Origin of the sequence: Actinoplanes teichomyceticus ATCC 31121, from assembly GCF_003711105.1 — a bacterium.
GTDB classification, from domain to species: domain Bacteria; phylum Actinomycetota; class Actinomycetes; order Mycobacteriales; family Micromonosporaceae; genus Actinoplanes; species Actinoplanes teichomyceticus.
This window is the reverse complement of the sequence record NZ_CP023865.1, coordinates 914,586-927,576: the sequence shown is the minus strand read 5'-3', so window position 1 is coordinate 927,576 and position 12,991 is coordinate 914,586. Positions and strand designations below refer to the sequence as shown.

General features: G+C 73.1%; 11 protein-coding genes. 7 read left to right on the top strand and 4 right to left on the bottom strand.

Annotated features, from left to right (window positions below):
• The first annotated feature begins 6 nt into the window (after window positions 1-6).
• The 3 genes from exaC to ACTEI_RS04245 all read left to right on the top strand — a co-directional run bounded on the left by exaC (window position 7) and on the right by ACTEI_RS04245 (window position 3,443).
• Entirely contained in the window at window positions 7-1,530 is a 1,524-nt protein-coding gene (gene exaC, locus ACTEI_RS04255; RefSeq protein ID WP_122976443.1) for an acetaldehyde dehydrogenase ExaC, read from the top strand.
• 2 nt (window positions 1,531-1,532) lie between these two features.
• Complete coding sequence (locus ACTEI_RS04250) at window positions 1,533-1,907, top strand: DUF779 domain-containing protein (RefSeq protein WP_122976442.1); 375 nt, start codon at window positions 1,533-1,535, stop codon at window positions 1,905-1,907.
• A 969-nt stretch (window positions 1,908-2,876) separates the two neighbouring features.
• Window positions 2,877-3,443, top strand: coding sequence for a polysaccharide deacetylase family protein (locus ACTEI_RS04245; protein WP_239082295.1), 567 nt, complete (start codon window positions 2,877-2,879; stop codon window positions 3,441-3,443).
• A 437-nt stretch (window positions 3,444-3,880) separates the two neighbouring features.
• Here ACTEI_RS04245 and ACTEI_RS04240 read toward each other — a convergent pair whose 3' ends face one another.
• A complete protein-coding gene (locus ACTEI_RS04240; protein WP_122976440.1) occupies window positions 3,881-4,240 on the bottom strand; it encodes a DUF3499 domain-containing protein in 360 nt (119 codons plus the stop codon).
• Between the two features lie 187 nt (window positions 4,241-4,427).
• On the opposite strand from ACTEI_RS04240, the gene ACTEI_RS04235 reads away from it, so the two are divergent.
• Window positions 4,428-4,904, top strand: a complete 477-nt coding sequence (locus tag ACTEI_RS04235) for a metallopeptidase family protein (RefSeq protein WP_372443239.1) — start codon at window positions 4,428-4,430, stop codon at window positions 4,902-4,904.
• 320 nt (window positions 4,905-5,224) lie between these two features.
• Here ACTEI_RS04235 and ACTEI_RS04230 read toward each other — a convergent pair whose 3' ends face one another.
• From ACTEI_RS04230 to ACTEI_RS04220, 3 genes are all read right to left on the bottom strand, one after another.
• A complete protein-coding gene (locus tag ACTEI_RS04230) occupies window positions 5,225-5,482 on the bottom strand; it encodes a WhiB family transcriptional regulator (protein WP_014688021.1) in 258 nt (85 codons plus the stop codon).
• Window positions 5,483-6,818: 1,336 nt separating this feature from the next.
• Window positions 6,819-9,338, bottom strand: coding sequence for a bifunctional FO biosynthesis protein CofGH (locus ACTEI_RS04225; RefSeq protein WP_122976438.1), 2,520 nt, complete (start codon window positions 9,336-9,338; stop codon window positions 6,819-6,821).
• 91 nt (window positions 9,339-9,429) lie between these two features.
• Window positions 9,430-10,350: a hypothetical protein gene (locus ACTEI_RS04220; protein WP_145831114.1), complete on the bottom strand. Its 921-nt coding sequence runs from the start codon at window positions 10,348-10,350 to the stop codon at window positions 9,430-9,432.
• Between the two features lie 93 nt (window positions 10,351-10,443).
• Between ACTEI_RS04220 and cofD the strand changes: the two genes are divergently transcribed.
• From cofD to ACTEI_RS04205, 3 genes are read left to right on the top strand one after another with little or no spacing between them, the layout of a single operon-like run.
• Window positions 10,444-11,403, top strand: coding sequence for a 2-phospho-L-lactate transferase (gene cofD / locus ACTEI_RS04215; protein ID WP_122976436.1), 960 nt, complete (start codon window positions 10,444-10,446; stop codon window positions 11,401-11,403).
• A complete protein-coding gene (locus ACTEI_RS04210) occupies window positions 11,400-12,428 on the top strand; it encodes a coenzyme F420-0:L-glutamate ligase (protein WP_239082294.1) in 1,029 nt (342 codons plus the stop codon). The genes cofD and ACTEI_RS04210 overlap by 4 nt, the downstream gene beginning before the upstream one ends.
• The gene (locus ACTEI_RS04205; RefSeq protein ID WP_122976435.1) at window positions 12,425-12,985 is read left to right on the top strand and encodes an NUDIX hydrolase; all 561 of its coding nucleotides are present in this window, start codon (window positions 12,425-12,427) and stop codon (window positions 12,983-12,985) included. The genes ACTEI_RS04210 and ACTEI_RS04205 overlap by 4 nt, the downstream gene beginning before the upstream one ends.
• Window positions 12,986-12,991: the final 6 nt, after the last annotated feature.

The window sequence follows — 12,991 nt, the reverse complement described above, 5'->3', positions numbered from 1 at the left end:
AGACCCGTGACCACTTACACCCCGCCCGGTTCCGAGGGCGCCATCGTCAGCTACCAGTCCCGCTACGACCACTACATCGGTGGCGAGTACGTCGCACCGGCCAGGGGCGGGTACTTCGAGAATCCCACGCCGGTCACCGGCCGGCCGTTCACCGAGATCGCCCGCGGCACCGCCGACGACGTGGAACGGGCTCTGGACGCCGCGCACGCCGCGGCCGGCGCGTGGGGCCGCACCTCACCGGCCGAGCGGGCCGACATCCTCAACCGGATCGCCGACCGGATCGAGCAGAACCTGGAGAAGCTCGCCGTCGCCGAGTCCTGGGAGAACGGCAAGCCGGTCCGCGAGACGCTGGCCGCCGACCTGCCGCTCGCCGTCGACCACTTCCGCTACTTCGCCGGCGTCATCCGCGCCCAGGAGGGCACCGCCGGCGAGCTGGACTCCGACACCGTGGCGTACCACTTCCACGAGCCGCTCGGCGTGGTCGCCCAGATCATCCCGTGGAACTTCCCGATCCTGATGGCCACCTGGAAGCTGGCGCCCGCGCTGGCCGCCGGCAACGCCGTGGTGCTCAAGCCGGCCGAGCAGACCCCCGCCTCGATCCACTACCTGTTCTCGCTGATCGGCGACCTGCTCCCGGCCGGGGTGGTGAACATCGTCAACGGTTTCGGGGTGGAGGCCGGCAAGCCGCTCGCCTCGTCCAGCCGGGTGGCCAAGGTGGCGTTCACCGGCGAGACCACCACCGGCCGCCTGATCATGCAGTACGCCTCGGAGAACCTGATCCCGGTGACCCTGGAGCTGGGCGGCAAGAGCCCGAACATCTTCTTCGACGACGTGAGCGGCGCCGACGACGAATTCCTCGACAAGGCTCTGGAGGGCTTCGCGATGTTCGCCCTCAACCAGGGCGAGGTCTGCACCTGCCCGTCCCGGGCGCTGATCCAGCAGGGCCACTACGCGGACTTCCTGGCCGCCGGAGTGAAGCGGGTGGAGAACCTGCGGCAGGGCAACCCGCTGGACACCGAGACGCAGGTCGGCGCGCAGGCCTCCAACGACCAGCTGGAGAAGATCCTGTCGTATCTGGACATCGGCCGGCAGGAGGGCGCCCGCGTGCTGACCGGCGGCGCCCGCGCCGAGCTCGGCGGCGACCTGGCCGGCGGGTACTACGTGCAGCCGACGATCTTCGAGGGCCGCAACTCGATGCGGATCTTCCAGGAGGAGATCTTCGGGCCGGTGGTGTCGGTGTCGCCGTTCGCCGACTTCGACGACGCCATCACGATCGCCAATGACACCCTGTACGGCCTCGGCGCCGGGGTGTGGACCCGGGACATCAACCGGGCGTACCGCGCCGGCCGGGCGATCCAGGCCGGCCGGGTGTGGACCAACTGCTACCACCTGTACCCGGCGCACGCCGCGTTCGGCGGGTACAAGCAGTCCGGGATCGGCCGGGAGAACCACCGGATGATGCTCGACCACTACCAGCAGACCAAAAACTTGCTGGTCAGCTACTCCCCCAAGGCCATGGGCCTGTTCTGACCATGGTGTCCCGTGTCGACGTGACCCCGGCCGCCGCGGACATGATGCGGCGGTTGCGGGGGCAGCACGGCCCGCTGATGTTCCACCAGTCCGGCGGGTGCTGCGACGGCAGCTCGCCGATGTGCTACCCGGCGGGCGAATTCCGCACCGGCGCCTCGGACGTGCTCCTGGAGTCTCTGGCGATCGAGGGAGTGCCGGAGCCGATCACGTTCTGGATGTCGGCCGCGCAGTTCGCGCTCTGGAAGCACACCCACCTGACGGTGGACGTGGTCCCCGGGCGCGGCGCCGGCTTCTCGCTGGAGGCGCCCGAGGGTGTCCGTTTCCTCATCCGCTCCCGCCTGCTCACCGACCGGGAACGGGCCGAGCTGGCCGATTAGGCCCCCGGAGGCGCCCTCCGGCGGCAGCACGATCCCGATCTCCTGACCGTCCCGCGCCCGAGCCCTGCCGGTGCGGCAGCACGTCCGCGCCCACGCCGTCCACGCCGGTGATCAGCGTGCTCGCCTCCCGGCGGGACGGCCCGCCCGGCGGATGACCGCGCCGGCGTCCCGGAAGCCCTGTCCACCGTGGCCGATCGGGCCCGGCCCGGTCCCGGGGCGCCGCGGGTCGCCGTGGCCCCCGGCCCGGTCCCGAGGCGCCGCAAACCGCCGTGGCCCCCGGCCCGCTCGCGAGGCGCCGCAAACCGCCGTGGCCCGCGGCCCGCTCGCGAGGCGCCGCAGGCCGCCGTACTCCCCGGCGCGCGCGATTTGACGTTCACGGACGGGTGTCCGGCAGCATCCCCGGGCGGGTGAGGGTGAATGCTCCGCGGCGAAACCGGATCGATACTCATGGGGACAGTCCGATCGGCCCGCTTCGACACCGGAGCTGGCAAATCCGACAATTACCTTCGATAGCTGCCATTTACGGGCATGCACACGGACTGGACCGAGTGCGCCATCATACGACGGCGAAGGCTGATGAGTTCGCAAAACAGCGCGAAAGATGCGTTCGGCACTTGGCACTTGGCGCTCGGCCGGAGGGCGAGGCATCCTCGTCAGTCCGCCGACGATCTGGGGAGGTAATCGATGCGGCTGTCCCACACCCGGAAGGCCTTGTTGATCAGCGTGGCGCTGATCATGGCGGGGCTTCTCGGTCAGGCGGCTGCCGCCGAGACGTCCCACACGGAGACGGCTTCACCCGCGGCGTCCAGCCCCGCACCGAGCGTGGGCCCCACCAGCTCCCCGATTCCCCGGACAGCGACGCCCAAACCCAGCAGGACCAGCAAGCGTACGGAAAGTGCCGGCCTCCCCAAGCGCCCGCGCGGCCGCACCGGGCCCGGCGGCAGCCGGCTCACCACCGGCACCAAGGGCGTGGCACTGACCTTCGACGACGGGCCCGACCCGGCGAACACTCCGGCGCTGCTGAAGATGCTGGCCAAGCAGCACGTGAAAGCCACCTTCTGCGTGGTCGGCACGAACGCGAAACGACACCCCGACCTGATTCGCAAGATCGTGGCCGGTGGTCACACCCTGTGCAACCACACGTGGAACCACGACCTGAAACTGGGCAAGAAGAAGCCCGCCGCGATCCGCGCCGACATGGAACGCACCAACGCCGCCATCCGCGCCGCCGTCCCCGGGGCCCGGATCGGGTACTTCCGGTCACCCGGTGGGAACTTCACCCCGCAGGTGGTGAAGGTCGCCAGGGAGCTCGGCATGACCTCGATCTATTGGAAGGTCGACCCCCGGGACTGGGACCACGGGAAGCACGAGTCCGACGGCGCGCACACCAGCCACCTGATCAGCTTCGTGAAGAAGCACACCCGGCCGGGCGCCATCGTCCTCAGCCACGACTACGCCCAGCCGGACACCATCCGGGCGTACCGGACCCTGCTCCCCTGGCTGCGCAAACGCTTCACCCTGATCGCCCTTCCCTGACCCGCACGCCGCCCGGACGCGCACGCGGCGCGGCGAAGCGGCCGGGAACTGCCGCGCGGCGCGCCCGGGACCGCCGGCACGGCACGGCTTTTCCCTGCTACGACCGATGGGGTCACGCCCGCGGTCATGCGCACCGTGCCGGTCCGGCGCGGCGTGGCGGCCCACCCACCGGCCGCAACGCGCCGACGGTCCGGTTGTCACCCGGCGCACTCGCGCGCCGCCCGGCCCGGTTGTCACCCTGCACACTGGCGCGCCGCCAGGCCCGGTTGTCACCCCGCGCACTCGCGCGCTGCCGGTCCCGCTGATGCCCGGCGGGCAGGGGTGATCAGCGACGGCGCGCGACGGCCACCGCACCCGCGGGTAGCGGCATGGCGTCGGCTGGTCTCCGCGGTGACCAGCGCTGGATGGCCGTCGGCGCGGGTGTGGGCGGCGAGGCGTCAGTGCGAGGGGGGAATCACCCGCAGGTGGCCGCGGCGGCCGGTCTGGGGGGTGTGGTCTGGCTCGTCCGGGCGCGGGGGTGGCGCCGGACGGGCGGCCTCACGGACGGCTTCGGCCAGGGCGACCAGATCGTCCGTGGTGGGAGGCGGTGGGGCGAAGTCTCCGTCGTGGCGGACGAGCTCCCAGCCTCGGGGGGCGGTGAGGCTGCGGGCGTGCGGTTCGCACAGGTCGTACGTATGGGGTTCGGCGAACGCCGCGAGGGGACCGACGACAGCGGTGGAGTCGCTGTAGACGTAGGTCAGGGTGGCGACCGCCTGTCGGGGACAGCCGTTCCGGGAGCAGCGCCGTGGTGACCTCACGGCGGCAACTTATCTCCCCGCCGGGCGTTCTGGGGAGCGTTGCCCCGCGACACGCCGACCCGCGATGCATCACGATTCGGCCATGGTCCGCCGACACGCCGCCCCGTTGGGGCGAATTAACGGCTCAGACACACGGTGCGGAACGGCCTGACCACGGATGTCGCCCGGGTGGGGATACGCTCAGCAGGTGACGACCAGCCCCGAACGCCGCCGCAGCGACCCGAAGGCGGCGCGCACCGCAGGTCCGGGTCACCCGGCACGGCGTGACCGGCACGGGCGCGGCCTGCGCGGCCGCCTGGTGCCGGCGACCGTGCCACTGGCCCGTACCAAGGCGGAAATCTTCGACGATCTGGTGCTGGACACCGTCGAGAGCCTGGAGCGGCGCTATGCGAAGGAGCTGGCGGGCGTCGAGTTCGCGGTCGAGGACGTGCCCCCGGAGCTGAACGTCTACGACTCCGACGTGCTGGAGGACGGCGAAGTGCCGCTGGCCCGGCTGCTGCCCGGCCGCCCGGGGCGCCACGAGTTGCCGCCGCGGATCGTGCTGTACCGCCGCCCGCTGGAATTCCGGGCGATGGACCGGGAGGATCTGGCCGACCTCGTCCACGACGTGATCATCGAGCAGGTCGCCAACCTGCTCGGCGTCGACCCGGACGAGCTGGCCTGACGCCGGGCGCGCCGGATCCCCACGCCGGGTGCACGGAACCGGGCATCCCTGCCCAGCTCCGCGCCCAGGCCCTTTCGCCCGGCCCCGGTCGCTGACGGCCTCCGGCTCTTCTGCCGGGCCCGGTGCCCGCACTGCTGACGCCCCGACGCGGAATCGGGCTCGCCGGCCCGATCCCGCATTCTCGGCACGGAATTCGGTCCCCCTCGTACCGGCATCCGCGCCTGGCACCCGCCATCAGTCGAGCCGTGCCCGGTTCGCGCGCTCCCCGTGCGCGATCGTCGTGCCGTCCGCTCGGCGTCCGCTCCCCCGCGGCGCCGGCGTCAGGCGACCCGCCGCTTCAGCTTGCGGCGCTCACGTTCGGACAGTCCACCCCAGATCCCGAAACGCTCGTCGTGACCGAGTGCGTACTCCAGACATTCGGCCTTGACCTCGCAGCGGCCGCAGATGCGCTTGGCCTCGCGCGTCGAGCCGCCCTTCTCCGGGAAGAAGGCCTCCGGATCGGTCTGCGAACACAGCGCCCGCTCTTGCCACTCGGGCGCGTCCCCGAGCAGGTCTACCCCTTCAACCTGCGCTTCCATCGGCGTGCCTCCAAATTCTGCGCCGGCAGCAATGCCGACGCTGACCCCCCACGCACGCGGCGTGTTTCTGTGAGTTCGACGCAAAAGGCGCACATCGTCCCCACAACCCCACCAAAATTACACGCGTGTTAGACGTGCGTCGTCAAGCCGAACCTGTTAAATGAGCCCGTTTCCCCCAGGCGCCACGGCGCGTCGGGGTCCCGTTCCTGCCCTATCTTCCGGAGCCACCGGAAGGTAACGCGGGCGTCGGCCACGGCGTCCAATTTAACCCGATTTGTCACTTCGAGTGAAGGGGGGTCCCGCAACCGGGCCACGCCCCGCCGCGAACAGGCCGGACACGCCGCCACGGGAGCGGCAGGGGTGCTGCTTCACCACGAACGACGGTCCGCCCCGGACGGGTGCGATGAGACAGTCCAATCGATCCTCCCGGAACCACGTCGCGGCGACGTGTGCCCCGATGCCACCTCATCGAAACCCACAATCGCCGTGGCGTTGCACACGCCCGGTCCGCCTTTCGCTTCCCCGATCAGTCGCATGGGCGGTAGGCGCCGCCGATGGACAACGATCGGCGGGCCGCCCGGCAGCGGGCGGATCGCGACCGACCCGCGACCGATCGGCGGACCATGTGCCGGTCGTAGCAGCCCGCCGCAGCCCGCCGCGGGCGGAGAAGCGGCGCGGACGAATGCCGCCGCCAACGAACTAATCGCACAGGCGGACGCCACCGCGGACGGAGAAGCGGCCCGGACGGGACGACCGCCGCCGCCGAACGAACCGCACGGGCGGACGCCACCGCGGACGGAGAAGCGGCCCGGACGGGACGACCGCCGCCGCCGAACGAACCGCACGGGCGGACGCCACCGCGGACGGAAGAACGGCGCGGATGGAATGACCGCTGGGGGCGTGGGAGCGGCGCGGACGGGACGACCGCCGCGGACGAACGGCACGGGCGGACGAACGGCACGGGCGGACGAACGGCACGGGCGGACGAACGGCACGGGCGAGAACGCCGCCGAAGGAGGACGAACGGCGCGGCAGGCACGCGAGCTACCGGATCCCGGAACCCAGAGCCGAGGTCCCCGCCCGCACTCGGGGGAGAAACGACCCAGGCCGCCGCCTGACCGGCAGCGAGCCGCCACGCGACGACGGGAGCCGGACGAGCCGCCACCACCACGGCCTCGCCCCGGCCCGTCCGCCAGCGACGCCGCGACGGGCCGCCGGGACAGCGGCGCCGAGCCGGACCGGCGCGAGGAGCGCGGGCCCGGCTCGGCACGACGGGGGGTCAGCGGCCTAGCCGGACCGGCGCGGAAAGCGCGGGCCCGGCTCGGCACGACGGGGGTCAGCGGCGGCCGTAGACCGTCGTGCGCTCGACCGCCGGGCGGCCCGCGGACGCGGCGAGTTCCTTGAGTTCGACCACCGTACGGGCGGAGCCGTGCTCCGAGCCCGCCATCCGGGAGATGGTCTCCTCCATCAGCGTCCCGCCGAGGTCGTTGCACCCGCCGTTGAGCATCTGGCGGGTGCCCTCGTCGCCGAGTTTGACCCAGGAGCACTGGATGTTGTCGATCCGGCCGTGCAGCAGCACCCGGGCCATCGCGTGCACCACCCGGTTCTCCCGCCAGGTGGGGCCGGGACGGGCGATGCCGGCCAGGTAGATCGGGGCGTTGGTGTGCACGAACGGCAACGCCACGAACTCGGTGAAGCCGCCGGTGACGTCCTGGATGCCGGCCAGTACCCGGAAGTGGCCGAGCCACTGCCGCGGGTGGTCGACGTGGCCGTACATCATCGTCGAGCTGGAACGGATGCCGACCTGGTGGGCCGTGGTGACCACATCGACCCAGGTGGCGGTGGGCAGCTTGCCCTTGGTCAGCACCCAGCGCACGTCGTCGTCGAGGATCTCGGCCGCGGTGCCCGGGATGGTGCCGAGGCCGGCCTCGCGCAGCTCGGTGAGCCACTCCCGGAGCGACACGCCGGCCTTGGCCGCGGCGGTGACGATCTCCATCGGCGAGTACGCGTGCACATGCATGCCGGGCACCCGCTGCTTGACCGCGCGGACCAGGTCCGCGTACGCCGTGACCGGCATCTTCGGGTCGATGCCGCCCTGCATGCACACCTCGGAAGCGCCGTCCCGCCACGCCTCCTCGGCCCGGTCGGCGACCTGCTCCACGGACAGCCGGTACGCGTCGGCGTCCTTCTCCCGCTGGGCGAACGCGCAGAACCGGCAGCCCACGTAACAGACGTTGGAGAAGTTGATGTTGCGGTTGACGATGTACGTGATGTCGTCGCCGTTGACCTCCCGGCGCAGGTCGTCGGCGATCCGGGCGAGCTCGTCGAGCGCGCTGCCGTCCGCGTTGAACAGGGCCATCGCCTTGTCCTCGTGCTGCGGCAGCAGCAGCGCGGCCGGGTCGGTGGCGGCCAGTTTCAGCCCGGCCAGCACATCGGTCGGCACGGTCTGCGGCGCGCTCCGGACGTGCGCGGCGACCTCGTCCCAGTCGCCGTAGACGGAGTCGAAGTCGGAGCGCCGATCGGCGGTGCGGCCCTCGGTGTCGATCGCCGAGAACAGGTCGGTGCGCCCGCTGCCGAACGCGTCGTCCGGCTCCTGCCAGGGCAGGCCGCTGACCTGGGCGTCCGGGCGGGCCAGGCCGTCCGGGCCGGCCAGCGCGGCGACGTGCGCGGCCAGGCGGGGGTCGAGCCAGCCCTCGGCGCCCCGGCGGACGTACTCCGGGTAGATGGTCAGCCGCTCGCGCAGGGTGAACCCGGCGGCGGCGGTCTTCTCCGCCAGCAGGTCGATCTGCGGCCAGGGCCGCTCCGGGTTCACGTGGTCGGGGGTCACCGGGGAGACGCCGCCCCAGTCGTCGATGCCGGCCCGCAGCAGCAGCGGGAACTCGTCGTCGATCAGGTTCGGCGGCGCCTGGATGCGGGCCCGCGGGCCCATGATGATCCGGCCGACAGCCACCGTGGCGGCCAGCTCGCGCAGCTCCGCGTCCGGCATCCCGCGCATCGCCGTGTCCGGCTTGGCGCGGAAATTCTGGATGATGATCTCCTGGATGTGGCCGTACTCCCGGGCGGAGCGGCGCATCGCGAACAGGGCGTCGATCCGCTCCGCCGGGGTCTCCCCGATGCCGATCAGGATGCCGGTGGTGAACGGCACTCCGACCCGGCCGGCGTCGTCGATCACCCGGAGCCGGACCGCCGGCTCCTTGTCCGGCGAGCCGTAGTGCGGGCCGCCCGGCGAGGACCAGAGCCGGGTGGCGGTGGTCTCCAGCATCATGCCCATGCTCGGCGCGACCGGTTTGAGCCGCTGCAACTCGGCCCAGCTCAGCACGCCCGGGTTGAGATGCGGCAGCAGGCCGGTCTCCTCCAGCACCGCGATGGCGCAGGCGCGCACGTAATCCAGGGTGGAGTCGTAACCCCGCTCGTCCAGCCACTGCCGGGCCGCCGGCCAGCGCTCCTCGGGCCGGTCGCCCAGGGTGAAAAGTGCCTCCTTGCAGCCCTGCGCGGCGCCCTGCCGGGCGATCTGGAGGACCTCGTCGCGCTCCAGGAACGCGGCCGGCAGGCGGTGCGGCACGGTGGCGAAGGTGCAGTAGTGGCACCGATCCCGGCAGAGCCGGGTGAGCGGGATGAAGACCTTGCGCGAATACGTCACCACGCCTGGCCGCCCGACCTCGCGCAGGCCGGCGTCGCGAATGCCGCCGGCGATGGCCAGCAGCTCTTCGAACGCCTCGCCGGTGGCCGCGAGCAGCGCGGTCGCCTCGTCGACGTCGATCGCCTTACCGTCGGCGGCGCGCCGCAGCGCACGTCGGATGCTCGCCTCGGTCGGGACTCGTTCCTGGTTGAACTCTGCCTGATTGACCTCTGCCACGCACAGCAGCCTAGGCCGGAATCCGGCCGGCTGCCGCCACCGTCCACAGGCCCGCCCAGTGTCGTGTGACACCCGGGCGGGCCGAGGGCGGTCAGTGGCGGGGCGGGTCGGCGTCGGCGGGGCCGAGGCCGGGGCGGTCCTCCGGCAGCTTGCTGGTGCGGTCGGCGGCCTCCGGCTCGTCCCGCGGCACCACCTGGGTGGGCTCGGCGAACGGCGCGGCCGGGGCAGGCGCGGCCGGGGCAGGCCCGGCCGAGGCGGGCGCGACCGGAGCGGGCCCGGCCGGAGCGGGCCCGGCCGGAGCGGGCGGCGGGACCGGCGGGGCGGCCACCGGCGGCTGGTTCCAGACCGGCTGCGCCGGCGGCTGGCCGTAGGTGCCCGGCGGGTAGGCCGGCGCGGCGGGCGGCTGGCCGTAGGTCGTGGGCTGCGGAACCGGCGGCGCGCCGTACGTGCCCGGCTGCCCGTACGGCTGCTGGCCGTAGGGCTGGCCGTACGCCGGCCCGTACTGCGGCTGCCCGTACACCCCCGGCTGCGCCTTGGGCCTGGGCACCGTGTAGACGCCCCGCCAGATCTGCAGCGTCGCGTACGCCGCCAGCCCGTACAGCGCGAGCCAGGCCAGCCGCACGAGCAGCTGCTCGAACGCGCCACCGGCGTCGTACGACGCGATGTTGATCACGCCGAAGAGCAGGCCGAAGACGACCCCGAAGAACCCGGCGACCGCGTATTCGACGACCGCGGCCAGCGTGATCAGGCGCGCCCGGGGGTGGATCGGGTCGAGGCCGAGCGCCAGCACCACGGCGGCCAGCGGCATCAGGACGGTCTCCAGGCTGACGAAGTCGTCGAAGCTGGCCGCGGTACGGCTGTCGAAGTTCTCACCGAACAGCTTGATGACGGCCACGAGCAGGAACACGGCCGGTGCGCCGACCAGCACGTACGCGGCGAGGTCGCGCAGCGGCGTCAGGTACGGGCCGATCGGCTTGCCGTCGGCCGGCGTGGGCGGCGTGGGACTGGTCACGGTTTCTCCCGGACGTACGGTGATCGAGGTGTGCCCAGCGTAAACCGCCACCCGGCAACCGGCCCGGCGGCGCGGGTGGGAGAGGATGGGCGGATGCGGATCGTGGTCCTCACGGGGGGCATCGGCGGCGCCCGGTTCCTCGTCGGCGTGCGCGCGCACGCCCGTGCCATCGGCGCCGACGTCACAGCGGTGGTCAATGTCGGCGACGACGTCCGGATGCACGGGCTGCAGATCTGCCCGGATCTGGACAGCGTGATGTACACGCTCGGCGGGGCCGCCGACCCGGAGCGCGGCTGGGGGCGGGTCGGGGAGAGCTGGGTGGTCAGGCAGGAGCTGGCGGAGTACGGCGTCGAGCCGTCCTGGTTCGGCCTCGGCGACAAGGACACCGCCACCCATCTGGTGCGCACCACCATGCTGACCGCGGGTTACCCGCTCTCCGCGGTGACCGCCGCGCTGTGCGAGCGCTGGCAGCCGGGCATCGGGCTGCTGCCGGCCACCGACGACCGGCTGGAGACGCACGTCGTGGCGGACGTCGACGGCGAGCGCAAGGCCATCCACTTCCAGGAGTGGTGGGTGCGCTACCGCGGCGAGGTGCCGACGCACCGGTTCGTCTTCGTCGGCGCGGAGAACGCCAAGCCCGCCGCCGGGGTGCTGGAGGCGATCGGGCAGGCCGACGTGATCCTGCTGGCCCCGAGCAACCCGGTGGTCAGCATCGCGCCGATCCTGGCCGTGCCGCAGATCCGGGAGGCGGTGGCGACCGGGCCGGCGCCGGTCGTCGGGGTCTCCCCGATCATCGGCGGCGCGCCGGTGCGGGGCATGGCCGACAAGTGCCTGGCCACCCTGCAGGTCGAGGTCAGCGCGGCCGGGGTGGGCCGGATGTACGGCCCGCGTGCCGACGGCGGTCTGCTGGACGGCTGGCTGGTCGACTCGTCCGACGCGGGCGCCGAGATTCCCGGGGTGACCACCCGGGCGGTGCCGCTGTGGATGCGCGACGAGGCCCGGACCGCCCGGATGGTCGCCGACGCGCTGGAGCTGGCCGGGAGCGTCCGGTGACCGGCGGCCTGCAGATCCTGCCGGTCACCGGGATCGGTGACGTCACGCCCGGCGACGACCTGGCCGAGCTGATCACGACCGCGGCGCCGTGGCTCGCCGACGGCGACGTGCTGGTGGTGACCAGCAAGATCGTGTCGAAGGCCGAGGGCCGCCTGGTCGAGGTGCCGGCCGACGGGCCGGAACGCGACGAGGCCCGGGTGCGGACGCTGGAGTCGGAGACCGCCCGGGTGGTGGCCCGCCGCGGGCCGACCACGATCGTGCAGACCCACCACGGCTTCGTGATGGCGGCGGCCGGCATCGACGCGTCGAACGTGGACAAGACCCACCTGGTGCTGCTGCCGGCCGACCCGGACGCGTCGGCCCGGGCACTGCGCGCCGCCTTCGCCGCCCGCGGGCTGGACGTCGCCGTGATCGTCTCGGACACGATGGGCCGGGCGTGGCGCAACGGGCTGACCGACGTGGCGCTCGGCGCCGCCGGGATCGAGGCGTTGCGGGATCACCGGGGCGAGATCGATCCGTACGGCAACGAGCTGAGCCTGACCCAGATGGCCGTGGTCGACGAGCTGTCGGCCGCCGCCGAGCTGGTCAAGGGCAAGCGGGACCGGGTGCCGGTCGCGGTGGTGCGCGGCTATCCCCGCCGGACCGGTGGGGACGGGGCCGGGGCGGCCGTGCTGATCCGCGACGCCGCGAGTGACATGTTCAGCCTGGGGACGGCGGAGGCTCGTACCGAGGGCCTGCGCGACGCGGCACGCCTGGCCGACACCGCGGCAGCCACCGCGAGCGCCGACCCGGCCGCGATCGACCGGGCCCTGGCCCTGGTCGCCGCGGCGCTGACGCCGGGCACCGGTGTCACGGTGAGCCCGGGCGTGCTGCGCCTGACCCCCGCCGGGTCCGGGTCCGCGGATCTGGTCCGGCTGGGCGCCGACGCCCACCGGCTACGGGCGGCGCTGGCCGCCGAGGGCCTGGCCACCACCCTCGTCGCCGGTGACGCCGGCGTGACCCTGACGTTCGGAGATCCCGCATGAGCCTGTACGAGGACGCCGTCGGCGTACTGACCGGCTGGCCGGCCACGTCCGACGCCGCCGAGGTGGCCCGCAAGCGGACGCTCGACCTGCTCGCCGACGGCCCGGTCGCGATGACCCGGGCACATCGGGCCGGGCACGTCACGGCCAGCGCGCTCATCGTGGACGACGCCGGTCGCGTGCTGCTCTGCCTGCACGGGCGGCTCGGCATGTGGATGCAGCTCGGCGGGCACTGCGAGGCGGGTGACGGGACGCTCGCCGCCGCGGCGCTGCGCGAGGCCACCGAGGAGTCCGGGATCGACGGGCTGGTGCTCGACCCGGAGCCGATCGACATCGACATCCACGAGGTGCGGTGCGGGGCCGCCGACGGGGCGCCGGCCGAGCCGTCGGTGCACTACGACGTACGTTTCCTGCTGCGCGCGCCGGCCGGGTCCCGCGAGCGGATCAGCGCCGAGTCGTCGGACCTGGCCTGGTTCAGCACCGACGAGCTGCCGAGCCCGCTGGCCGGCGGCGTGGTGCAGCAGATCGGCCCGGCCCGGGCGCGTCTCACCGGCCGGTGACCCGCC

Bases quoted from the DNA above. Each gene is read 5' to 3' on its own strand.
- ACTEI_RS04250 (WP_122976442.1), top strand. From the start codon at position 1,533: ATGGTGTCCCGTGTCGACGTGACCCCGGCCGCCGCGGACATGATGCGG.
- ACTEI_RS04230 (WP_014688021.1), bottom strand. From the start codon at position 5,482: ATGGAAGCGCAGGTTGAAGGGGTAGACCTGCTCGGGGACGCGCCCGAG.
- cofD (WP_122976436.1), top strand. From the start codon at position 10,444: ATGCGGATCGTGGTCCTCACGGGGGGCATCGGCGGCGCCCGGTTCCTC.
- ACTEI_RS04205 (WP_122976435.1), top strand. From the start codon at position 12,425: ATGAGCCTGTACGAGGACGCCGTCGGCGTACTGACCGGCTGGCCGGCC.